The sequence below is a fragment of the Leclercia sp. LSNIH3 genome (assembly GCF_002935105.1).
GTDB classification, from domain to species: Bacteria; Pseudomonadota; Gammaproteobacteria; order Enterobacterales; family Enterobacteriaceae; genus Enterobacter; species Enterobacter adecarboxylatus.
Map to the genome: position 1 here is coordinate 1,007,382 of NZ_CP026387.1, position 22,897 is coordinate 1,030,278.

Below are 22,897 nucleotides of genomic sequence, written 5' to 3' on the forward strand. Positions count from 1 at the left end.
ATTGGCGAGGTTTTTTATTTCATCGGCCTTAGTGCGCGTTAACCACCACCCACATTGGCCCCTGGCCGACTGCGTAACGCCCCTTCTCTTCCAGCAGGCCTTGCTCGCCCTGAATCTCATACAGGGCGATATGGTGCGATTTCTGTCCCGCCGCAATCAGGAATTTACCGCTGTGATCGACGTTAAAGCCGCGCGGCTGGGTCTCGGTTGGCTGGAAGCCTTCAATTGCCAGCACGCTGCCGTCTTCAGAGATGCTGAAGATGGTGATCAGGCTTGAAGTACGATCGCAGGTATAGAGGTGGCGTCCGTCAGGGGTGATGTGAATATCCGCACCCCAGCGCGTATCGGTGAAGTCCGTCGGCATCATGTCCAGGGTCTGCACACACTCGATGTTGCCGTGCGGATCGCGCAGCGCCCAGACGTCCACAGAGCAGTTCAGCTCATTCACGACGTAGGCGTACTGCTGATTCGGGTGGAAGACCATGTGACGCGGGCCAGCGCCTTCTACAGTGGTCACTTCCGCAGGCGTTTGCGCCGCCAGCTTGCCGTCCTCGCCAAGAGTAAACAGGCAGATACGATCCTGTTTCAGCGCCGGTACCCACAGGGTGCGGTTATCCGGGGAGATGTTGGCTGAGTGGCAACCTTCCAGACCTTCAACAACCTCTACGGTCTCGGTCGGAATGCCGTCATCCAGGCGGGTCACGCTAACGCAACCGGCATTGTAGGAGCCGCTAAAGATAAAGCGCCCCTGTAGATCGGTTGAGATATGGGTTGGGCTACCCGGCAGAGCGGCTTCGGCCGTCCAGGTCAGAGCGCCATCGTCAGGAGAGATACGGTACGCAAGCACACGGAATTCCGGGCGCACGCCCACATACAGGAAACGTTTATCCGGGCTGATCACCATCGGCTGAACCTGGCCGGGAACATCGACGACCTGTACCAGGGTGAGTGTGCCTTCGGGATTCAGACGCCAGACATGGATCTGCTGGCTTTCAGGACTGGCGGTATAAACGGTTTGTTTCATGAATGCTCCTTTCCTCACTGCGCGTAAAAGTAATGTACCAGGATAGTCTTTTTTAACGGTGAATGCTGAATTTTAATCAGGAATTTTGCAGCGTTAGTTACGCGGTGTACCATCTGCTCATTCTGCCATTTCAACATTAACCCGGAATATCAAATGACCTCGCGTGTGATTGCACTGGATTTAGACGGTACGCTATTAACCCCGCAAAAAACCCTGCTCCCCTCTTCCCTCGACGCCCTGAAGCGCGCCCGGGAGGTGGGATATCAACTCCTCATCGTGACGGGTCGACATCACGTTGCTATTCATCCTTTTTATCAGGCACTGGCGTTAGATACACCTGCAATTTGTTGTAATGGCACTTATTTGTATGATTATCAAGCTAAAAAGGTTCTGGAAGCCGATCCTTTACCGGTTACGCAAGCCCTGCAATTGATTGATCTGCTCGATGAACATGACATTCACGGCCTGATGTATGTTGACGACGCGATGATGTACGAGCGTCCGACCGGCCACGTTATTCGCACCAGCAATTGGGCGCTGTCGCTGCCGGAAGCGCAGCGTCCGGTGTTCACCCAGGTGCCGTCGCTGGCGCAGGCAGCCCGGGAGGTTAACGCCATCTGGAAATTCGCCCTGACCGGTGAAGACACGGTAAAACTGAATACTTTCGCAAAACATGTCGAGCAGACGCTTGGGCTGGAGTGCGAATGGTCCTGGCACGATCAGGTGGATATCGCCCGCAAAGGCAACAGCAAGGGCAAGCGCCTGGCGCAGTATGTCGAATCCATCGGCGGATCAATGAAGGATGTGATTGCTTTTGGCGATAACTACAATGATATCAGTATGCTCGAAGCAGCGGGTACCGGGGTGGCGATGGGTAATGCTGACGACGCGGTGAAAGCGCGCGCCAATATCGTGATTGGCGACAACACGACCGACAGCATCGCTCAGTTTATCTATACCCATCTGGTGTAATCAGGTGGTGATCGACACGCTCTTGATCTGCGCGTAAAGCCAGAGGCCAGGTTTGATCCCCAGCTCATCCCTGGCCCACGGGCTGATGCGCGCCCACAGCGTGCGGCTGCCAATTTCCAGCTGGACCTCAACCTGGCCGTTATCGTCGTAACATTGGGCCACTTTGGCGCGCAGAATGTTACGGATGCTGCTCTGTAACGGCGGCTGAAGCACCAGCGAAACATCCGACGCCTGAATGCGAATGCGCACGCTGCTTTGCAGGGGTTTATCCAGCTTATTGACCCACACATGCTGATCGCCGATCGCCAGCGCAGTCATTGCGTAGTGCGGATGATGCTCCAGTACGCTCACCTTCAGAATGCTGCTCTGCTGCTCCTGCGGCAGCCACGGATGCATCACGCTGCTGCCCCACACCTCCTCCAGATTCCCGAACGCTTTAACGCTACCGTTTTCCAGTACCAGCACCTTATCAGCCAGATGCAGGATCTCATCCAGCGAGTGGCTGACGTAAAGCATTGGAATATTAATTTCGCGCGCCAGACGTTGCAGGTAGGGCAGTAGCTCGCGCTTGCGGGGGATGTCGAGCGAAGCCAGCGGCTCGTCCAGCAGCAGCAGCTCCGGGGCGGTGAGTAACGCCCTGCCTATCGCCACGCGCTGTTTTTCTCCGCCCGACAGCGAGGAGGGCAACCGGTCAAGCAGGTGCTCAATCCCCAGCAGGGCCACCAGCTTATCGAACTGTCCGGCCATGCTTTTCGCCATGCCATAACGCAGGTTACCCAGCACTTTGTAGTGTGGAAACAGCCGCGCATCCTGGAAGACATAGCCAATCCGGCGCTTTTCTGGTGCCAGGTAGATGCGCTTTTCAACGTCATTCAGCACCCGATCGTTGAGCACGATGCGGCCGGACTGCGGCCTGGTCAAGCCGCTTATCGCGTTGATCAATGATGTTTTCCCCGCCCCGGAGACACCAAAGATGGCGGTGATCCCGCTGGCTGGCAGGGTTTCGTTAAGGGTCAGGCAGTGCTCGCCCAGAGTCTGGGTAAAATTGAGTTCCAGCATGGTTATTTCCCCATCCGCTCACGGCTCAGGCGAGCCAGCCACTCAGACACCAGCAGCGAGGCCATCGCCAGCACAATGGAGAGAATGCAAAGACGCGCGGCGGCCCCTTCACCACCGGGCGTCTGAATCAGGGTGTACATCGCGGACGGGATGGTGCGTGTTTCGCCGGGGATATTGGAAACAAAGGTAATGGTCGCGCCAAACTCACCCAGCGAACGGGCAAACGCCAGTACGGTACCGACAATAATGCCCGGCAGCGTCAGGGGAAGCGTGATAGTCATAAACACGCGCCAGCGCCCGGCCCCCAGCGTGCGGGCCGCCTGCTCGAGTTTGAGATCCACCCCTTCCAGCCCCAGGCGGATCGCCCGCACCATTAGCGGGAATGACATTACCGCCGCCGCCATGACGGCCCCGCGCCAGCTGAAGGCAAAGCTGATGCCAAACCACTCGTACAGACGCTCACCGATAAACCCGCGACGCCCCATGGCGATGAGAAGCAGGTAACCTACCACCACCGGCGGCAGCACCAGCGGCAAATGCAGAAGACTGTCGAGCAGCGCTTTGCCGGGGAACTTACAGCGAACCAGTAACCAGGCGAAGAAGATCCCAAAGGGCAAACTGAATGCAACTGCCAGGGAAGAGACTTTCAGGCTCAGCAGCACGGCCTGCCATTCAGGATCGGTTAATATCATTCGTAAGTCGTAAATCCGTAACGTTTAAAGATGGCAGACGCCTGCGGCCCCTTCAGATAGTCGTAAAAGGCGCTGACGGTTGCGTTTTTATGTCCATCGACGATGGCCACAGGATATTCTACTTTCTTATGGGAGTCTTCCGGGAAGGTCCCCACCACTTTTACGCCTTTTCCGGCGACCGCATCGGAACCGTAGACGATCCCCAGCGGGGCTTCGTTGCGCTCCACCAGCGCCAGGGCACCACGCACATCTTCGGCTGGTGCCAGTTTAGGTGACAGCGTCTCCCAGGCACCCAGTTTTTGCAGTGCCTCTTTGGCATAAATACCTGCCGGAACGTGTTCCGGGTCACCCACCGCCAACCGCCCCTCTTTCAGGAGGCTGGTCCATGGGGTCTCTTTATTGATGGCAATCTCGCCCTGAGCACTCTCTTTCGGTGCCACAACCACGAGGCTATTGCCCAGCAGGGTTGCGCGACTGGTGTTATCCATCGATTTTTTCTCGACGGCATAATCCATCCACTTCTGATCGGCAGAGATGAACAGGTCGGCAGGTGCCCCCGCTTCAATCTGACGCGCCAGGGTGGAGGAAGAGGCAAACGACGAAACCACCTCGACGTTTTTCTCTTTTTTATACTCCGCAGCAATATCCTGCATCGCATTCGTCAGGGAGGCCGCCGCGAAGACGGTAATTTTGCCCTCATCCGCCAGTGCATGTCCGGTCAGGGTGAGGGTCAGCGTTGCCCCTGCGAAAAGGCGTAACCATGTACGTGCCATTTTGTAGCTCCTGTTGCGTTTCGTTATATACAGCGCAATATAACGATAACCCCAGGATTTTCCCAGCGGTAAATCGTACCGATGAGTGAGTAGATCAAATTGATGCCATAAATAATATCGGCGCGGAGGGGGGAAACTTGAGAGCAAAACGCCCGGCGGAACCGGGCGTTTTTAAAGGGAATTAATTCTGTTTTTTCGGCTGTTTTCTGTGGCCGACATTGGAAAAGATGTTGAACACCTCACCCAGACCGTAGATGGCACCGAGGATGATAGCCATCACCACTGGTACCATGATCACGGCGAATACCAGACTTTTCAGCAACTCTAACATGGCTTTCTCCAGACAATGTGAATGCTTTATTCTAACCGGAAAAGCGAGAAATACATCCCCTTTTGTGCGGTACAGTTTGCGCATAAAACGAATTACGTCACAATAGTCCTTTTGCCAGGACATTGTTATGCAGGCCGAAATTCTCCTCACCCTACGTCTTCAGCAAAAATTGTTTGCCGATCCCCGTCGCATCGCCCTGCTCAAACAGATTGCGCAAACCGGCTCCATTAGCCAGGGAGCCAAAAACGCCGGCATTAGCTATAAAAGCGCCTGGGATGCCATCAACGAAATGAACACCCTGAGCGAACATCCCCTGGTGGATCGCGCCACCGGCGGCAAAGGCGGCGGCGGCGCGATCCTGACGCGCTTCGGGCAACGCCTGATCCAGCTCTATGATCTGCTGGCACAGATCCAACAGAAAGCCTTCGACGTCCTGAGCGACGACGATGCCCTGCCGTTAGACAGCCTCCTTGGTGCTATTTCGCGTTTCTCTTTGCAGACCAGCGCCCGTAACCAGTGGTTTGGTACCGTCACCGCCCGCGACAACGACCATGTGCAACAGCATGTGGAGGTTTTACTCGCGGACGGCACCACCCGCCTGAAAGCGGCCATTACCGCCCAGAGCGGCGAACGACTGGGGCTGAATGAGGGCAAAGAGGTGCTGGTGCTGCTGAAAGCGCCCTGGGTCAGCATTACCCGGGACAGTGCAGCGGCGCAACAGGCAGATAACCAGTTACAGGGGATCATCAACCATATCGATCGCGGTGATGAACAGTGTGAAGTGCTGATGACCCTGCCCGATGGCCAGACGCTCTGCGCTACCCTGCCGCTGGCGCAGAGCCAGGATTTAGAAGAAGGTGCTAAGGCAACGGCATATTTTAATGCTGACCGGGTGATTATCGCCACGTTGTGCTGAGCGCATTGACATTCGCGCCGACAGTGCGTATCCCTGATGCTTATTGCTGCAAAAAATGGGATAAATCATGTCATCATTGCAAATTTCGCAAGGCACGTTTCGTCTTAGCGACACCCGAACGCTCACGCTCGCAAATTTTACGCTGAATGCCGGCGAAAGCTGGGCGTTCGTTGGCAGTAACGGCAGCGGCAAGTCAGCCCTCGCCCGGGCGCTGGCCGGGGAGCTGACGCTGCTGAAGGGCGAACGCCATAGCACTTTTACTCGCCTGACCCGCCTCTCGTTCGAACAACTGCAAAAACTGGTCAGCGACGAGTGGCAGCGCAACAACACCGATCTGCTCAGCCCCGGCGAAGAGGATACCGGCCGTACGGCAGCTGAAATTATCCAGGACGAGATCAAAGATGACGCCCGCTGCCGCCAGCTGGCGGAGCAGTTCGGCATCGCTCACCTGCTGGATCGACGCTTCAAATACCTCTCAACAGGGGAAACCCGCAAGACGCTGCTGTGTCAGGCGCTGATGGCGGAACCCGAACTGCTGATCCTCGATGAGCCTTTCGACGGCCTCGATGTGAAATCCCGCGGGCAGCTGGCGGATCTGCTGGCCTCGCTCAATCAGCAGGGTTACACCCTGGTGCTGGTCCTGAACCGTTTTGACGAGATCCCCGACTTTGTGCAGAACGCCGGCGTCCTCGCGGATTGCACCCTGACGGCCGTAGGCAAAAAAGCGGACCTGCTGAACCAGGCGCTGATTGCCCAGCTGGCGCACAGTGAAAAACTGAATGGCGTTACCCTGCCCGAACCGGATGCCCCTTCGGCGCGTCATGGGCTGCCGCAGAATGAACCGCGTATTGTGCTCAATAACGGCGTCGTGTCGTATGACGATCGGCCGATCCTCGACCAGCTTAGCTGGACGGTGAATCCCGGCGAGCACTGGCAGATTGTCGGCCCCAACGGTGCCGGTAAATCGACCCTGCTGAGCCTGATTACCGGCGATCATCCCCAGGGCTACAGCAACGATCTCACACTCTTTGGCCGCCGTCGCGGCAGCGGCGAAACCATCTGGGATATCAAAAAGCATATCGGCTACGTCAGCAGCAGCCTGCACCTCGATTACCGCGTCAGCACGACGGTGCGCAACGTCATTCTGTCGGGTTATTTCGACTCGATTGGAATTTATCAGGTGGTCTCGGATAAGCAGCACAAGCTGGCGCAGCAGTGGCTGGATATTCTGGGGATGGACAACCGGGTCGCGGATGCGCCCTTCAGCAGCCTGTCGTGGGGTCAGCAGCGGCTGGCGCTGATCGTTCGCGCCCTGGTCAAGCACCCAACGCTCCTGATCCTCGACGAGCCTTTGCAGGGGCTGGATCCCCTCAACCGCCAGCTCATTCGCCGGTTTGTGGATGTCCTGATTAGCGAAGGCGAAACGCAATTGCTGTTCGTGTCCCATCATGCGGAAGATGCCCCCGCCTGTATCACCCATCGGCTGGAGTTTATCGCCGACGGCGAGCGCTACCGCTACCAGACGAGCCGGGTCTGATATCCTCACGGGGGCCATGCCCCCGTTTTTTTCGGATAACCTGCAACATCCCACCCCAGGCGCTTTGATCTACAATCGTTTTTTAGCCAGAGAGCTGCTGCGTTTCATACAGTGTAAACGATTCCACTATTTTATCCCATGTCACACTTTCCAGCTCTCTGTTATGCTAGGATTATCTCATACCATAAGCCTAATGGAGCGAAAAATGCGAGTTCTGGTAACAGGTGGTAGCGGTTACATAGGAAGTCATACCTGTGTGCAACTGCTGCAAAATGGCCACGATGTCATCATCCTTGATAACCTGTGCAACAGTAAGCGCAGCGTGCTGCCGGTTATGGAACGCCTGGCCGGTAAACAGCCAGTCTTTGTCGAAGGCGATATTCGTAACGAAGCGCTGATGACGGAGATCCTCCACGATCACGCTGTTGATACAGTGATCCACTTTGCCGGGCTGAAAGCCGTGGGCGAGTCGGTGTCGAAACCGCTGGAGTATTACGATAACAACGTCAACGGTACGTTGCGTCTGGTTTCTGCCATGCGCGCGGCAGGCGTGAAAAACTTCATCTTTAGCTCCTCCGCCACTGTCTATGGCGATCAGCCGCAAATCCCATATGTCGAAAGCTTCCCGACCGGGACGCCGCAAAGCCCGTACGGCAAAAGCAAGCTGATGGTGGAACAGATCCTGACCGACCTGCAAAAAGCGCAGCCGGACTGGAGCATCGCCTTGCTGCGTTATTTCAACCCGGTGGGTGCGCATCCATCCGGGGATATGGGTGAAGATCCGCAGGGTATTCCGAATAACCTGATGCCTTATATCGCTCAGGTGGCGGTAGGCCGTCGTGACTCGCTGGCGGTATTTGGTAACGACTACCCGACCCCTGACGGCACCGGCGTTCGCGACTACATCCACGTCATGGATCTGGCCGACGGCCACGTCGCAGCCATGCAGCAACTGGCGGATAAACCGGGCGTTCATATTTATAACCTCGGTGCCGGTGTCGGCAGCAGCGTGCTGGATGTGGTTAACGCCTTTAGCGCTGCCTGCGGCAAACCGGTGGCATATCACTTTGCCCCACGTCGCGACGGCGACCTGCCTGCCTACTGGGCGGATGCCACTAAGGCCGACAAAGAGCTTAACTGGCGTGTCTCGCGCACGCTCGATGAAATGGCACAGGATACCTGGCGCTGGCAGTCTCGCCACCCGCAGGGTTATCCAGACTAAGGATCTGTCATGACCCAATTTAATCCCGTCGATCACCCGCATCGTCGTTTTAATCCGTTAACCGGGCAGTGGATCCTGGTCTCTCCGCATCGCGCCAAGCGCCCATGGCAAGGGGCGCAGGAGACGCCAGCGAAACAAACGCTGCCGCAGCACGATCCAGACTGTTTCCTCTGTCCGGGCAATACCCGCGTAACCGGTGATGTTAACCCTGATTACACAGGCACCTACGTTTTCACTAACGATTTTGCCGCCCTGATGACCGACACGCCGGACGCGCCGCAGAGTGACGATCCGCTGCTGCGCTGCGAAAGCGCGCGCGGCACCAGCCGGGTGATCTGCTTCTCGCCGGATCACAGCAAAACCCTGCCGGAGCTGAGCGTTGAGGCCCTGACCGAGGTGGTGAAAACCTGGCAGGAACAGACTGCCGAGCTGGGGCAGAGCTATCCCTGGGTGCAGGTTTTTGAGAACAAAGGCGCGGCGATGGGGTGTTCCAACCCCCATCCGCACGGCCAGGTGTGGGCCAACAGCTTCATGCCTAACGAAGTCGAGCGGGAAGATCGCCTGCAAAAAGCCTATTTCGCTGAACAGCAGTCGCCAATGCTGCTGGACTATGTGCAGCGCGAGCTGGCCGACGGTAGCCGCACCGTGGTCGAGACCGAACACTGGTTAGCGGTGGTGCCGTACTGGGCGGCGTGGCCGTTCGAAACCCTGCTGCTGCCGAAAGCGCATGTTCTGCGGATCACCGATCTGAGCGAAGACCAGCGCAGCGATCTGGCCCTGGCGCTGAAAAAGCTGACCAGCCGTTATGACAATCTGTTCCAGTGCTCTTTCCCCTATTCCATGGGCTGGCACGGCGCACCTTTTAATGGCGAAGAGAATCAACACTGGCAGCTGCACGCCCACTTTTATCCGCCGCTGCTGCGCTCCGCTACTGTACGAAAGTTCATGGTCGGCTACGAGATGCTGGCGGAAACCCAGCGCGACCTGACGGCTGAACAGGCCGCAGAGCGCCTGCGTGCAGTCAGTGACGTTCATTTTCGCGAATCTGGAGAATAACAATGAGTCTGAAAGATAAAACCCACGCCCTGTTTGCTGAAAAGTTCGGCTATCCCGCCACTCACGCTATCCAGGCGCCTGGCCGCGTTAACCTGATCGGCGAGCACACTGACTACAACGACGGATTCGTGCTGCCCTGCGCCATTGATTACCAGACGGTGATCAGCTGCGCGAAACGCGATGACCGCAAGGTGCGCGTGCTGGCGGCCGATTACGACAACCAGATCGACGAGTTCTCGCTGGATGCGCCTGTTGTTGCGCACGACAGCCAGCAGTGGTCCAACTACGTTCGTGGCGTGGTAAAACACCTTCAGAAGCGTAACAACAACTTTGGCGGCGCAGATCTGGTGATCAGCGGCAACGTACCGCAGGGCGCGGGCTTAAGCTCATCCGCCTCGCTGGAAGTGGCGGTCGGCACCGTTTTCCAGCAGCTGTATCACCTGCCGCTGGACGGGGCGCAAATCGCCCTCAATGGCCAGGAAGCCGAGAACCAGTTTGTGGGCTGCAACTGCGGCATCATGGATCAGCTGATTTCGGCGCTGGGTAAAAAAGACCACGCCTTGCTGATCGACTGCCGTTCACTGGGCACCAAAGCGGTGAGCCTGCCGAAAGGTGCGGCGGTGATCATCATCAACAGTAATTTCAAACGCACCCTGGTGGGCAGCGAGTACAACACCCGCCGCGAGCAGTGCGAAACCGGCGCGCGCTTCTTCCAACAGCCTGCGCTGCGTGATGTCTCCCTCACTGAGTTCAATAAAGTCGCGCACGAGCTGGATCAGGTGGTGGCAAAACGTGTTCGCCACGTGCTGACCGAAAACGCCCGTACCGTGGAAGCGGCGGCTGCGCTGGAGAAAGGCGACCTGCATCGGATGGGGGAACTGATGGCTCAGTCACACGCCTCCATGCGCGATGACTTCGAAATCACCGTGCCGCAGATCGACACCCTGGTAGAGATTGTCAAAGCGGCGATTGGCGAACAGGGCGGCGTGCGCATGACCGGCGGTGGTTTTGGTGGCTGCGTGGTTGCGCTGGTGCCGGAGGCGTTAGTCCCGGTTGTTCAGCAAGCCGTTGAGCAGCAGTACGAAACCAAAACCGGTATCAAAGAAACTTTCTACGTCTGCAACGCCTCACAAGGAGCTGGCCAGTGTTAAACGAAACCCCTGTTCTCGCCCCGGACGGCCTGCCGTACCGCCTGATTACCTTGCGCAATAGCGCAGGGATGGTGGTGACGCTCATGGACTGGGGCGCCACCTTACTCTCAGCCCGCGTCCCGATGAGTGACGGCAGCGTGCGCGAGACCCTGCTCGGCTGTGCATCGCCTGAGCAATACGTTGAACAAACCGCGTTCCTCGGTGCCTCTGTGGGCCGTTACGCCAACCGTATCGCTAAAAGCCGCTTTGAGCTGGACGGCGTGCCTTATGCGCTGCTGCCTAGTCAGGGTGAAAACCAGCTGCACGGCGGCCCGGACGGCTTTGATAAGCGTCGCTGGCGCATTATCAAGCAGAACGATGGCGAAGCGCTGCTGTCCCTCGACTCGCCGGATGGCGATCAGGGCTATCCGGGTAATTGTGCGGCGACCGTGCATTACCGCTTAACGGATGATAACCGGATCGCCATTGAGTACCGCGCCACGGTGGATAAACCCTGCCCGGTCAATCTGACCAACCACGCTTACTTCAACCTCGACGGCGACTGCAGCGACGTGCGCAACCACAGACTGCAACTGCTGGCGCAGGCGTATCTGCCGGTGGATGAGATGGGGATCCCGCATGAAGGGTTAAAAGCGGTGGCGGGCACCAGCTTTGATTTCCGCACCACCAAAGCCATCGCCCAGGGTTTCCTGGCAGATGACGATCAGCGCAAGGTGAACGGTTACGATCATGCGTTCCTGCTTGATGCAGAGGGCGATGTCAGCCAGCCAGCGGCGCACCTCTGGTCTGCCGATGAGAAGCTGCAGATGACGGTTTACACCACCGCCCCTGCCCTGCAGTTCTACTCCGGGAACTTCCTCGAGGGTACGCCCGCGCGTGAAGACGGAGAGTACCGTGCCTGGCAAGGCCTGGCACTGGAAAGCGAGTTCCTGCCGGACAGCCCGAACCATGCGGAATGGCCGCAGCCCGACTGTATTCTGCGCCCTGGCGAAGAGTATGTCAGCGTCACGGAATATCACTTTATTGCTCAATAAAAACTGGCCCTCCCACCGGAGGGCTTTTTTTTGCCCAGCTTGCTGAAAATAGCGCCACTTACAGACAAAATCACAACCCCTCATTCACAAGCATCTTACACTGAGACACTATTTTCGCTATGGTTAGGGTTAAGCGTTGCCCGCGGCTTCCCCGCGGCAATATAATGAGAATTGTTATCATTCAAATAATGCTTGTTCTGGAGGAGTAAAATATGGCTGTAACTAAGCTGGTTCTGGTACGTCATGGCGAAAGCCAGTGGAACAACGAAAACCGCTTTACCGGTTGGTATGATGTTGACCTGTCCGAGAAAGGCGTTGGCGAAGCAAAAGCGGCAGGCAAACTGCTGAAAGACGAAGGCTTCAGCTTCGATTTTGCTTATACCTCCGTGCTGAAACGTGCCATCCACACCCTGTGGAACGTGCTGGACGAACTGGATCAGGCCTGGCTGCCGGTTGAGAAATCCTGGAAACTGAACGAGCGTCACTACGGTGCGCTGCAGGGTTTGAACAAAGCCGAAACCGCAGAAAAATACGGTGACGAGCAGGTTAAACAGTGGCGTCGCGGCTTCGCGGTAACCCCACCAGAGCTGACCAAAGATGACGAGCGCTACCCGGGCCACGACCCGCGTTACGCGAAACTGACCGATGCTGAACTGCCACAGACTGAAAGCCTGGCGCTGACCATCGATCGCGTTGTGCCTTACTGGAACGAAACCATCCTGCCACGCCTGAAAAGCGGTGAGCGCGTGATCATCGCGGCTCACGGTAACTCCCTGCGTGCGCTGGTGAAATACCTGGACAACATGGGTGAAGACGAGATCCTCGAACTGAACATCCCTACCGGCGTGCCGCTGGTATACGAGTTCGACGAAAACTTCAAACCAATCAAGCACTACTATCTGGGTAACGCTGATGAGATCGCGGCTAAAGCTGCGGCCGTTGCGAACCAGGGTAAAGCCAAGTAATAAAAAAGCCCGGTCGCGATGACCGGGCCTTAGATACAGAATGCCGGATGCTAATCCGGCATTTTTTTAGCCGCGACGGGCTTTCACGGCATCCGCCAGCTGGCGCAGGACCGTTTCGGTATCGTCCCAGCCGATGCAGGCATCGGTGACGCTCTTACCGTAAACCAGCGGCTCGCCGCCTTCCAGATTCTGATTGCCTTCCACCAGATGGCTTTCGATCATCACCCCGATAATGGCCTTTTCACCGCCCGCAATCTGCTGGCAGACATCGGTGCCGACATCCATCTGCTTTTTAAATTGCTTGCTGGAGTTAGCGTGGCTGAAGTCGATCATGACCTGTGCAGCCAGACCCGCTTTGTCCAGACCCGCCTTCACTTCCGCAACATGTGCCGCGCTATAGTTAGGCTCTTTGCCGCCGCGCAGAATGATATGACAGTCGCCATTTCCGCTGGTGTTAACAATGGCGGAGTGACCCCATTTGGTCACGGAGAGGAAGCAGTGCGGCGCCCCGGCAGCATTGATGGCGTCGATCGCCACTTTGATGGTGCCATCGGTGCCGTTTTTAAAGCCCACCGGACAGGAAAGCCCTGATGCCAGCTCACGGTGAACCTGAGATTCAGTGGTACGTGCGCCAATGGCACCCCAGCTCATCAGGTCTGCCAGATACTGTGGGGTGATCATGTCGAGGAACTCACCTGCCGCAGGCAAGCCGCTGTCATTGATATCCAGCAGCAGCTTACGGGCAATGCGCAGACCGTCGTTGATCTGGAAGCTGCCGTCCATATGCGGATCGTTGATCAGCCCTTTCCAGCCTACAGTGGTGCGTGGCTTTTCAAAGTAGACGCGCATGACGATTTCCAGCTCATCCTTCAGCGTCTCGCGCAGCGTCAGCAGACGCGCTGCGTACTCTTTCGCCGCTGCGGGATCGTGAATGGAGCATGGCCCGATCACCACCAGCAGACGATCGTCATTACCTTTCAGGATCTTGTGGATCGCTTTGCGGGCATGAGAAACGGTGTTGGCGGCTTTTTCAGTGGCAGGAAACTTCTCAAGGAGTGCGACAGGGGGTAATAACTCGTTGATCTCTTTAATACGTAAATCGTCATTCTGATAATTCATGTTCTTTCCAGCGTTGCCATATTTTTATAAACGAATGCAATCCCTTCAATCTATCTTGTCAGTCAGGAAGTGTAAACTGGCTTTTACACTTCGCACAGATAAATCCTGGAATTCGCTTAAAAAACCCCACAAAGTAGCGAAAAGCAAGATACAACCTAAACTTTTTAACTGTATGCACTGCATTTATTACGTTTATCACGATTCCATACTGATCTAAGTAGGGACCATGGCATCTTTGACCACTGAGCACCGTATCGATTTCGCATATGCACTGTGGAAAGAAGTTATCCAGAACATAACGACCAGAACAGGAGCAGCATGATGAAAATGACTAAACTCGCAACCCTTTTCCTGACCGCTTCCCTCACCATGGCAAGCGGTGCTGCGCTGGCCGCTGATTCTGCCGGCGGCTCTGACAGCAATAACGGCCAGGCGAATGCCGCCGCTGATGCTGGTGCGGTAGCGCCAGATGCACGCCAGAATATTGCGCCAAATAATACCGGCAACAGCCAGATTAATACCGGTTCTGGCACTACGGGTACAACCAGCAGCGGTGGCAGCGGGACTATGTTAAATCCTGATGGTACTAACGCCACCACTAACGGATCAACTACCGGCAGCGGTAATAGTTCTACCACCGGTGGCTCCAATTCCATCATGGGTAATGACGACCCAAGCAAGATGGGCAATGACGGCATGACCAAGGACGATCAGCACAAAAACTCTATGTGTAAAGACGGTAAATGCCCGGATCAGTCCGGTAAAGTGGATTCCGAAAGAACCCCACAAGAGCAGAAAACTGACGGCACTACCCAGTAATTACCGGTAATGCGATGATGATGAAGGAGAGCTAAGGCTCTCCTTTATTTTTTGTGCAAAATGTTAAAAACTCTACACTTACAATAATAATGGACCGGGACATCATTCATGGCGCACACCCACTCACACGCCCCTTCTTCACAGGATGGAAATGCTAAACGCTTAATGCTGGCGTTCGGCGTCACTGCCGCCTTTATGATCATTGAGGTGATTGGCGGCCTGGTTTCCGGCTCGCTGGCGCTACTGGCCGATGCGGGACATATGTTAACGGACGCAGCGGCACTGCTGTTTGCGCTGCTGGCGGTAGTATTCGCGCGCCGCCCGCCCAGCCAGGGACGCACCTTTGGCTGGCTGCGTCTGACGACCCTTGCTGCTTTCGTCAACGCCATCGCGCTGGTGTTGATCACCATTTTAATTGTCTGGGAAGCCATTCAGCGTTTCCGCTATCCGCAGCCTGTCGCGGGCGTCACCATGATGGTGGTAGCCGTCGCCGGGCTTATCGCCAATATCCTGGCGTTCTGGATTTTGCATCGCGGTAGTGAGGAGAAAAACCTTAACGTGCGGGCGGCGGCGCTGCACGTGCTGGGGGACCTGCTGGGATCGGTAGGTGCCATCGTCGCGGCGCTGGTGATCCTGTGGACGGGCTGGACACCGATAGATCCGATCCTGTCGATTGTCGTCTCCTGTCTGGTGTTGCGCAGTGCCTGGCGATTACTGCAGGAGAGTGTGAATGAGCTGCTGGAAGGCGCGCCAGCGACGCTGGATATTCCGGCGCTGAAACGCAACCTGACGCGCTCTATTCCAGAAGTCCGCGACGTGCATCATATTCACGTCTGGATGGTGGGAGAGAAACCGCTGATGACGCTGCATGTTCAGGTCATTCCTCCCCACGATCACGATGCGTTACTGGGGCGTATCCAGCATTTTCTGGAGCATCATTACGCTATCGCGCATAGCACTATCCAGATGGAGTACACCCCCTGTAACGGGCCGGATTGCCACCTCAATGAGATCGCCTCCGGCCACGCCCATCATCATCACCATTAACGTGCCAGCGCGTGGGAACCTCGTTCCCGCGCGCTGTTAATCCACATCCTGCTGCCGTTGAGGGCAATAAAGGTAAGGATCATATACTCCAGCGACATGGCATAGACGCCCTGCAGGGCAAAGATCACCACGCTTATCACATTAATAATCACCCACAGCAGCCAGTTTTCGACATATTTTCGGGTCATCAGGATCATGGCGGCAATCGACAGAACCATCATGCACGAATCCCAGAACGGGAAGGCGTCAGGCTGTAGATCTGGCATGGTAACGTTCAGTCCGAGGCTGCTCATCACCGATACCGCCACGCGGGTCAGGAAGGCAAACACCGGGTCGATATAGACCGTCATCAGGCCGATAGCGACCACGCAAGCTGCCAGCCAGCCGATGGCTTTAGGCAACGGCAACCAGCGGATCTGCAGTTCCGCCTCCTGCTGGCTGTTCTGCCGCGACCAGGCGTACCAGCCATAGATATTGGCCACGAAGAAGAACAGCTGCAACAGCAGGCTGGCATACAGCTGGATCTGAAAGAAGATAATGGCAAACAGCGTGACGTTCACCAGGCCAAACGCGTAGTTGACTATCTTCTCCAGACTGGCGAGCCAGATACAGAGCAGACCCGCAATTGTCCCGACGGCTTCAATCCATGACAAGTCATAGCCGCCGGCACCAATCGGTATATGTACCAGAATGTTTTGCGTGCTAAAAAAATCCATCTTTTTCCCTCAGCGTTACATTACGTTGCTTAAGCACGTAGTGTAGCCGCAAAATCCAGCATCCGGTTAAGCGGAATTAACGCCCCTTCACGCAGCGCCGCATCCACATGGATCTCATGCGCCGCGCCGCCGGACTCCAGCCCTTCGGCAATCGCCTTGAGCCCGTTCATCGCCATCCAAGGACAGTGCGCACAGCTGCGGCAGGTTGCCCCCTCGCCCGCCGTTGGCGCTTCCAGCAGCTCTTTCTCCGGCACTGCCTGCTGCATTTTGTAGAAGATGCCGCGATCGGTGGCGACAATAAGCTGACGATGCGGCAGCGTTTTCGCGGCAGCGATGAGCTGGCTGGTTGAACCTACGGCATCCGCCATGTTGACGATCGCCTGCGGTGATTCCGGATGGACCAGTACGGCGGCCTCCGGGTAAAGACCTTTCATGCGCTCCAGGGCCTGGGTTTTGAACTCGTCATGAACGATACAGGCCCCCTGCCAGCACAGAATATCTGCCCCGGTCTGCTTCTGAACGTAGTTGCCAAGATGTTTGTCTGGTGCCCAGATAATTTTCTCGCCCAGGCTGTCGAGATGCTCGATTAACTCAACAGCGATGCTGGAGGTTACCACCCAGTCGGCACGCGCTTTTACCGCGGCAGAGGTGTTAGCGTAAACCACCACCGTTCTGTCGGGATGGGCGTCGCAGAAGGCGGTGAATTCGTCGATCGGGCAGCCTAAATCCAGCGAGCATTCTGCATTCAGGGTTGGCATCAGGATGGTTTTTTCCGGGCTGAGGATTTTTGCCGTCTCGCCCATAAAGCGGACCCCGGCCACCAGCAATGTCGACGCGGGATGTTTTGCACCGAAGCGCGCCATTTCCAGTGAGTCAGAAATGCAGCCGCCGGTCTCTTCTGCCAGCTGCTGGATTTCCGGGTCAGTGTAGTAATGCGCCACCATCACCGCATCGCGTTCTTTGAGCAAGCGCTTGATCTTTTCGCGATAAAACTGCTTTTCGTCGAGGCTCAGCGGGACGGGTTTAGGCGGGAAAGGATAGATGGCGGCTTCAGGATCAAACATCACACTCATTTTGGCTTCTCGTTTTACTGGCTTAACAAGTTTGCCGTTATTTTTTGGTGGAAACCAAAGTAATGGCAATTGTGTTTTATATACTAAACAAGATAGCGGATTTGGGAGTCAAAGTCACATCAAAAGCGTGCCAGTAGCATTTGTGGTTGAGTCGTGCAGTGAATTGCTTTTGTAGGCCTGCTAAGCGAAGCGCCATCAGGCATGTTTTTCAGACGCAGGAACAGCAGATAGCAAAAAAGCGCCTTTAGGGCGCTTTTTTACATTGGTGGGTCGTGCAGGATGACTTGCTCCGCTCGCCCTTAGGGCCGTCGCCTTATGGCTCCGGTGCCTCACTGCGTTCGGCCCGAACCTGCTGCAGGTTCGAATCGTTCATATCGCAGATAGCAAAAAGGCGCCTTTAGGGCGCCTTTTTACATTGGTGGGTCGTGCAGGATTCGAACCTGCGACCAATTGATTAAAAGTCAACTGCTCTACCAACTGAGCTAACGACCCCTTGCGGGATTTACTGCTTATTCTTCGAAGTGGTGGGTCGTGCAGGATTCGAACCTGCGACCAATTGATTAAAAGTCAACTGCTCTACCAACTGAGCTAACGACCCATTCGGGTGCTGACTTCGAAGATAATTTTTACTCGGTACCAATCAAAAGATTGGTGGGTCGTGCAGGATTCGAACCTGCGACCAATTGATTAAAAGTCAACTGCTCTACCAACTGAGCTAACGACCCGAGTGGTGGGTGATGACGGGCTCGAACCGCCGACCCCCTCCGTGTAAAGGAGATGCTCTACCAACTGAGCTAATCACCCACTCTGTACTGCCGGAACTGCTTTAAGTGGTGGGTCGTGCAGGATGACTCGGCTTCGCCTCGCCCTACGGGCCGTTGCTGACGCAACGTTATCCTTCACGTTAAACTATCGCTATCCACCTAATGATTGGTGGGTCGTGCAGGATTCGAACCTGCGACCAATTGATTAAAAGTCAACTGCTCTACCAACTGAGCTAACGACCCACTATTTTGGCTGCTTTTGGGCTGTTTGATATCCCTTGGCAACGGCGGCATATATTACTGATTTAAGAATTCCGCGCAACTAATATTTTGATGAATATCACTTAACTGCTTAGGAAGTATGCGGCAAGACCAGAAAAAACGCGATTTCTGGTCATCCGGCAATCATCCCATCGCAGCAAGACGTTTTTGCGCTTGTTTCGCACCTTCAGTGCCAGGGAATTTAGTGACCACCTGCTGGAAGACGGCCTTCGCTTTCGCGGTGTCGCCTTTGTCCTGCATGATCACCCCGACCTTATACATCGCATCAGGGGCTTTCGGTGATTTTGGGTAATTTTTTACCACGGAAGCAAAATAGAACGCCGCGTCGTCTTTTTTACCCTTGTTGTAATTCAGCTGTCCCAGCCAATAGTTCGCATTAGGCTGATAGGTTGAATCAGGGTATTTCTTCACGAAGTTCTGAAACGCTGCCATCGCGTCGTCCTGGCGTGATTTATCCTGCACCAGGGCAATTGCCGCATTGTAGTCCGTGTTCGCATCACCGCTCTGTACAGGCGCGCCTGTCGAGGCTGAGGCATCAGCCTGAGGCGTTGCCGCTGCACCAGCTGCGCCACTTTGATCGCCTGCGGCGGGTTGCGCTGCTGCGCCGCCATTATTCAGGCTATCCATCTGCAGCAGGATCTGCTTCTGACGCTCCACAACCTGATTGAGCTGATACTGGCTTTCCTGAATCTGTCCGCGCAGTGAGTCAATATCGGTTTGGTTGTCAGAGAGTTGCTGCTGAAGTTGGGTTAAAAGCTGGCTGTGAGCATTAGAAATACGCTCGAGTTGGGTGACCCGGTCTTCTACCGAGCCTGAGCCGACACTACTGATTGGTGCCTGAGCAAAAGCGGCCCAGGGGGCCGCTATACCAACCAGTAACGACAGACTCAACAGATGATGTCTGAAGTTACTGCTCATGCAATTCTCTTAGTAAACCAGTACGGCACGACGGTTTTTGGAGTAAGCCGCTTCGTCGTGGCCCAGTACTGCAGGTTTTTCTTTACCGTAAGAAACGATGGAGATCTGGTCAGCAGAAACGCCTTTACCCTGCAGGTACATTTTAACGGCGTTAGCACGACGCTCACCCAGGGAGATGTTGTACTCAGGAGTACCACGTTCGTCCGCGTGACCTTCTACGGTGACTTTGTAAGACGGGTTGCTACGCAGGAAGTTAGCGTGTGCATCCAGCATTGCAGCGAAGTCAGAACGAATGTCGAACTTGTCCAGATCGAAGTAAACAATGTTGTTCTGCTGCAGCTGCTGCATCTGAAGACGCGCCTGCTCTTCAGAAGACATATTGCCGTTGCCGTTTGCGTCCATACCAGTGCCGGCACCCATCATGCCTTCGCCGCTCTGGTCGTTGCTGGCGTTCTTGTTAGAAGAACACGCTGCGATTGCCATAACAGGCAGAGCGATCATCAGCCCTTTCAGCACTTTGTTCAGTTGCATTTCTATGATTCCTATATTATTCAATTAATTATTATTACAGGTACGGCGACCAGGCAGGTGATTTTACCTGTCCATCAGTTGCCGGAATACGCGCTTTGAAACGCCCATCGGTAGAAACCAGATTCAGCACGGATCCCATCCCCTGAGAAGAGCTGTAGATAACCATAGTGCCGTTAGGTGCCAGACTTGGCGTTTCATCCAGGAAAGTCGACGACAGAACTTGTACGCCGCCCCCGCCCAGATCTTGTTTAGCAATGTGCTGCTGACCACCGGCCGAGCTAACCATTACCATAAACTTACCGTCAGCACTCACGTCTGCGTCCTGGTTCTGAGAACCTTCCCAGGTGATACGCTGCGGAGCACCGCCGTTAATATTGACTTTATAAACCTGTGGACGACCGGCCTGGTCAGAGGTAAAGGCCAGGTTTTGGCTGTCCGGGAACCAGGTTGGTTCGGTGTTGTTGCTACGACCATCGGTCACCTGACGAATCTGGCCGGAGCCGATGTCCATCACGTACAGGTTCAGGCTACCGGTTTTAGACAGCGCAAACGCCAGTTTAGAGCCGTCTGGTGAGAATGCCGGTGCCCCGTTGTGACGCGGGAAGGAAGCCACCTGACGAACCGCACCGTTAGCCAGCGTCTGAATTACCAGTGCTGAACGGCCGCTTTCGAAGGTTACGTAAGCCAGTTTTGAACCGTCCGGCGACCAGGCTGGAGACATCAGCGGCTGCGGTGAACGGTGAACGGTGAACTGGTTGTAACCATCGTAGTCAGAGACGCGCAGCTCATACGGGAACTGGCCGCCGTTGGTCTGCACGACATAAGCGATACGGGTACGGAACGCACCTTTAATGCCGGTCAGCTTTTCAAATACCTCATCGCTGGCCCCGTGTGCCGCGTAGCGCAGGTACTGTTTAGTGATCTTGTATGTGTTCTGTGCCAGAACGGTACCCGGTGCACCGCCAGTATCCACGAGCTGCCAGGCCACATTGTAAGAGCCGTCCGGGTTAGGAGATACCTGCCCCACAACCACCGCATCAATACCCAGTGCAGACCATGCAGCAGGCTGCACTTCCTGTGCGCTGCCCGGCTGCTGAGGCAGACGAGAACGATCTAATGGGTTGAATTTACCGCTGTTACGCAGGTCAGCCGCCACGATGCCACCAGCATCTTCAGGTGCAGCGCCAGGACCGGCCCACTGGAACGGAACAACACCAATCGGACGTGCCGAGTCCACCCCTTGGGTGATCTCGATACGCACTTCTGCGTGCAGCACCGCTGCCCACAGTACTAAGAAACTCATTGCAACACGTAATGCCTGCTTCATCATATCTCCCATATCCGGGTAACCTTACCCGCGATAATTTAGCAGAATGTTAACAAACCCAAATAAACAAAACTACCAGAACGCTAAGACTAAACCTGGCCTGTTTTTCCCCATTTGCACAGGAAAAATAAAACTTAAGGCTTAAAGTCCAGTGGTGCATTTTTGAACGTTTCATACACTGCTTGCGAAGGTGGTTTCGGGAACTTGGTCATTCTGCTGGTAGCAGATAACATCTGCTGACAGAATGCCTCATCGCCACCCTCTTTTTTAACGCTAAGAATCGTCCCATCTGCGCTTAGGTTTACCCTAAGCGTACAGGTCTTGCCACGGTAACTATCCCAGTCATACAGATGTCCACGAATAGCGGCCTGCACTTGCGCAATATATGATGCAATCTCAGCCTGAGACGCACCACCTTGTCCTGGCTTACTTCCTTTAGCAGGAGAGGCACCACCTGCGCTACCGCTGTTGCTGCCTTTCGGCGCATTCTTACCTGAACTTAACTCGCCAAACAGGCCATCAACGTCCGATGCGGCTGCTTTTTCCGCGGCAGCTTTTTTAGCTGCTGCGGCTTTTGCAGCGGCCGCTTTGTCAGCAGCAGCTTTATCGGCAGCGGCTTTCTTCTCTGCAGCGGCTTTTTTATCAGCGGCGGCTTTTTCTGCGGCGGCGGCCTTCTTCTCAGCAGCCGCTTTTTCTGCGGCAGCAGCTTTCTCTGCGGCAGCCTTTTCAGCAGCAGCCTTTTCAGCTGCGGCGGCTTTTTCTGCTGCAGCGGCCTTTTTAGCTGCTTCGGCAGCCGCTTTCTTCTCGGCTTCCTGAGCTGCTTGTTTGGCAGCTTCAGCTTCCGCTTTTTTCTGTGCGTCGGCAGCAGCTTTCTTCGCGGCTTCAGCTTCTGCTTTTTTCTTCGCATCAGCAGCCGCTTTGGCGGCTTCAGCTTCAGCCTGTTTTTGCGCATCGGCAGCGGCTTTTTTCGCGGCTAATGCAGCGGCATCCGCGGCCTGTTTTGCCGCCTCGGCAGCTTGTTTAGCCTGCGCATCGGCCTGCGCTTTGGCATCGGCTGCGGCTTTGGCTGCCGCCTCTTCTGCCTGCTTCTGCTGCTCTTGCGCTTTCTTCGCTGCGGCTTCAGCCTGTTTCTGCTGCTCCGCCTGCTCTTTCGCCGCTTCCTGCGCCTGCAAACGCTCTTTCTCGAGCTGCTTCAGACGTTCCTGCTCGGCGGCCTGCTTTTCACGCAGCTCTTCCGCCTGCTGTTGCGCCTGCTTTTCACGCAGCTCTTCCGCCTGCTGTTGCGCCTGCTTTTCGCGTTGCTCTTCAGCACGTTTTGCACTCGCCTGCTGTTGTTGCTGGCGGTTATAGTTTTGCACCACCGCGCCGGGATCGACCATCACGGCATCGATGGATGAACCTCCCCCACCGCCAGCAGCGGTATCGAGATGCTCATCGAACGAACTCCAGATCAGTGCTGCAAAAAGAATGACATGCAGCACCGCCGAGATAATGATCGCCCGCTTAAGCTTATCGTTTTGTTCGGTTGCCTTTGACACTATGGGTTCCCAAAAACTCTGTTGTGTACGC

Annotated in this window: 22 protein-coding genes and 5 tRNA genes; 10 read left to right on the top strand and 17 right to left on the bottom strand. The window is 55.6% G+C overall.

Annotated elements, in window-relative coordinates:
- Positions 1-28: 28 nt before the first annotated feature.
- Positions 29-1,024 (bottom strand): 6-phosphogluconolactonase, encoded by a 996-nt coding sequence (gene pgl / locus C3F35_RS04885; protein ID WP_103791927.1) that lies wholly within the window; start codon positions 1,022-1,024, stop codon positions 29-31.
- Between the two features lie 153 nt (positions 1,025-1,177).
- On the opposite strand from pgl, the gene C3F35_RS04890 reads away from it, so the two are divergent.
- Positions 1,178-1,996 (top strand): pyridoxal phosphatase, encoded by an 819-nt coding sequence (locus C3F35_RS04890; protein ID WP_059308480.1) that lies wholly within the window; start codon positions 1,178-1,180, stop codon positions 1,994-1,996.
- Here C3F35_RS04890 and modC read toward each other — a convergent pair whose 3' ends face one another.
- The 4 genes from modC to C3F35_RS04910 all read right to left on the bottom strand — a co-directional run bounded on the left by modC (position 1,997) and on the right by C3F35_RS04910 (position 4,851).
- Positions 1,997-3,055 carry a molybdenum ABC transporter ATP-binding protein ModC gene (gene modC / locus C3F35_RS04895; RefSeq protein ID WP_032617115.1) on the bottom strand — a complete coding sequence of 353 codons (1,059 nt, stop codon included), beginning with the start codon at positions 3,053-3,055 and terminating at the stop codon, positions 1,997-1,999. It lies immediately after the preceding gene.
- A gap of 2 nt (positions 3,056-3,057) precedes the next feature.
- A complete protein-coding gene (gene modB, locus C3F35_RS04900; RefSeq protein ID WP_032617114.1) occupies positions 3,058-3,747 on the bottom strand; it encodes a molybdate ABC transporter permease subunit in 690 nt (229 codons plus the stop codon).
- Positions 3,744-4,520 (bottom strand): molybdate ABC transporter substrate-binding protein, encoded by a 777-nt coding sequence (modA, locus tag C3F35_RS04905; RefSeq protein ID WP_103791926.1) that lies wholly within the window; start codon positions 4,518-4,520, stop codon positions 3,744-3,746. Before modA ends, modB begins: the two co-directional genes overlap by 4 nt.
- A 181-nt stretch (positions 4,521-4,701) precedes the next feature.
- Positions 4,702-4,851, bottom strand: a complete 150-nt coding sequence (locus C3F35_RS04910) for an AcrZ family multidrug efflux pump-associated protein (RefSeq protein ID WP_032617112.1) — start codon at positions 4,849-4,851, stop codon at positions 4,702-4,704.
- 127 nt (positions 4,852-4,978) lie between these two features.
- Between C3F35_RS04910 and modE the strand changes: the two genes are divergently transcribed.
- From modE to gpmA, 7 genes are all read left to right on the top strand, one after another.
- Positions 4,979-5,767, top strand: a complete 789-nt coding sequence (modE, locus tag C3F35_RS04915; RefSeq protein WP_103791925.1) for a molybdenum-dependent transcriptional regulator — start codon at positions 4,979-4,981, stop codon at positions 5,765-5,767.
- A 67-nt stretch (positions 5,768-5,834) separates the two neighbouring features.
- Entirely contained in the window at positions 5,835-7,304 is a 1,470-nt protein-coding gene (gene modF, locus C3F35_RS04920; protein WP_103791924.1) for a molybdate ABC transporter ATP-binding protein ModF, read from the top strand.
- Positions 7,305-7,509: 205 nt separating this feature from the next.
- Entirely contained in the window at positions 7,510-8,526 is a 1,017-nt protein-coding gene (gene galE, locus C3F35_RS04925; protein WP_032617109.1) for a UDP-glucose 4-epimerase GalE, read from the top strand.
- 9 nt (positions 8,527-8,535) lie between these two features.
- The gene (galT, locus tag C3F35_RS04930) at positions 8,536-9,582 is read left to right on the top strand and encodes a galactose-1-phosphate uridylyltransferase (RefSeq protein WP_103791923.1); all 1,047 of its coding nucleotides are present in this window, start codon (positions 8,536-8,538) and stop codon (positions 9,580-9,582) included.
- A 2-nt stretch (positions 9,583-9,584) separates the two neighbouring features.
- Positions 9,585-10,733, top strand: coding sequence for a galactokinase (gene galK, locus C3F35_RS04935; protein ID WP_103791922.1), 1,149 nt, complete (start codon positions 9,585-9,587; stop codon positions 10,731-10,733).
- The gene (gene galM, locus C3F35_RS04940) at positions 10,727-11,767 is read left to right on the top strand and encodes a galactose-1-epimerase (protein ID WP_103791921.1); all 1,041 of its coding nucleotides are present in this window, start codon (positions 10,727-10,729) and stop codon (positions 11,765-11,767) included. The genes galK and galM overlap by 7 nt, the downstream gene beginning before the upstream one ends.
- Positions 11,768-11,979: 212 nt before the next feature.
- Complete coding sequence (gene gpmA, locus C3F35_RS04950; protein ID WP_032617105.1) at positions 11,980-12,732, top strand: 2,3-diphosphoglycerate-dependent phosphoglycerate mutase; 753 nt, start codon at positions 11,980-11,982, stop codon at positions 12,730-12,732.
- Between the two features lie 66 nt (positions 12,733-12,798).
- On the opposite strand, the gene aroG is transcribed toward gpmA, so the two are convergent.
- Positions 12,799-13,851, bottom strand: coding sequence for a 3-deoxy-7-phosphoheptulonate synthase AroG (gene aroG / locus C3F35_RS04955; RefSeq protein ID WP_032617104.1), 1,053 nt, complete (start codon positions 13,849-13,851; stop codon positions 12,799-12,801).
- 321 nt (positions 13,852-14,172) lie between these two features.
- On the opposite strand from aroG, the gene C3F35_RS04960 reads away from it, so the two are divergent.
- Both C3F35_RS04960 and zitB read left to right on the top strand, forming a co-directional pair.
- Entirely contained in the window at positions 14,173-14,670 is a 498-nt protein-coding gene (locus C3F35_RS04960) for a protein YbgS (protein ID WP_032617103.1), read from the top strand.
- A 108-nt stretch (positions 14,671-14,778) separates the two neighbouring features.
- Entirely contained in the window at positions 14,779-15,717 is a 939-nt protein-coding gene (gene zitB / locus C3F35_RS04965; RefSeq protein ID WP_103791920.1) for a CDF family zinc transporter ZitB, read from the top strand.
- On the opposite strand, the gene pnuC is transcribed toward zitB, so the two are convergent.
- The 11 genes from pnuC to tolA all read right to left on the bottom strand — a co-directional run bounded on the left by pnuC (position 15,714) and on the right by tolA (position 22,866).
- Positions 15,714-16,433, bottom strand: a complete 720-nt coding sequence (gene pnuC / locus C3F35_RS04970) for a nicotinamide riboside transporter PnuC (protein ID WP_032617101.1) — start codon at positions 16,431-16,433, stop codon at positions 15,714-15,716. The two genes, zitB and pnuC, sit on opposite strands and share 4 nt — an antisense overlap.
- Positions 16,434-16,462: 29 nt before the next feature.
- Positions 16,463-17,506: a quinolinate synthase NadA gene (gene nadA, locus C3F35_RS04975; RefSeq protein ID WP_059308491.1), complete on the bottom strand. Its 1,044-nt coding sequence runs from the start codon at positions 17,504-17,506 to the stop codon at positions 16,463-16,465.
- Positions 17,507-17,922: 416 nt separating this feature from the next.
- Positions 17,923-17,998, bottom strand: a tRNA-Lys gene (locus C3F35_RS04985).
- A gap of 30 nt (positions 17,999-18,028) precedes the next feature.
- Positions 18,029-18,104, bottom strand: a tRNA-Lys gene (locus C3F35_RS04990).
- A gap of 51 nt (positions 18,105-18,155) precedes the next feature.
- Positions 18,156-18,231, bottom strand: a tRNA-Lys gene (locus C3F35_RS04995).
- A 3-nt stretch (positions 18,232-18,234) separates the two neighbouring features.
- Positions 18,235-18,310, bottom strand: a tRNA-Val gene (locus C3F35_RS05000).
- Positions 18,311-18,437: 127 nt separating this feature from the next.
- Positions 18,438-18,513: transfer RNA gene (locus tag C3F35_RS05005), tRNA-Lys, on the bottom strand.
- Between the two features lie 162 nt (positions 18,514-18,675).
- On the bottom strand, positions 18,676-19,470 hold the full coding sequence (gene cpoB, locus C3F35_RS05010; protein WP_059308492.1) for a cell division protein CpoB: 795 nt from the start codon (positions 19,468-19,470) through the stop codon (positions 18,676-18,678).
- Positions 19,471-19,479: 9 nt separating this feature from the next.
- Positions 19,480-20,001, bottom strand: coding sequence for a peptidoglycan-associated lipoprotein Pal (pal, locus tag C3F35_RS05015; protein ID WP_032617096.1), 522 nt, complete (start codon positions 19,999-20,001; stop codon positions 19,480-19,482).
- 34 nt (positions 20,002-20,035) lie between these two features.
- Positions 20,036-21,328 carry a Tol-Pal system beta propeller repeat protein TolB gene (tolB, locus tag C3F35_RS05020; RefSeq protein WP_103792026.1) on the bottom strand — a complete coding sequence of 431 codons (1,293 nt, stop codon included), beginning with the start codon at positions 21,326-21,328 and terminating at the stop codon, positions 20,036-20,038.
- A 134-nt stretch (positions 21,329-21,462) separates the two neighbouring features.
- Entirely contained in the window at positions 21,463-22,866 is a 1,404-nt protein-coding gene (tolA, locus tag C3F35_RS05025) for a cell envelope integrity protein TolA (protein ID WP_103791919.1), read from the bottom strand.
- Between the last annotated feature and the right edge of the window lie 31 nt (positions 22,867-22,897).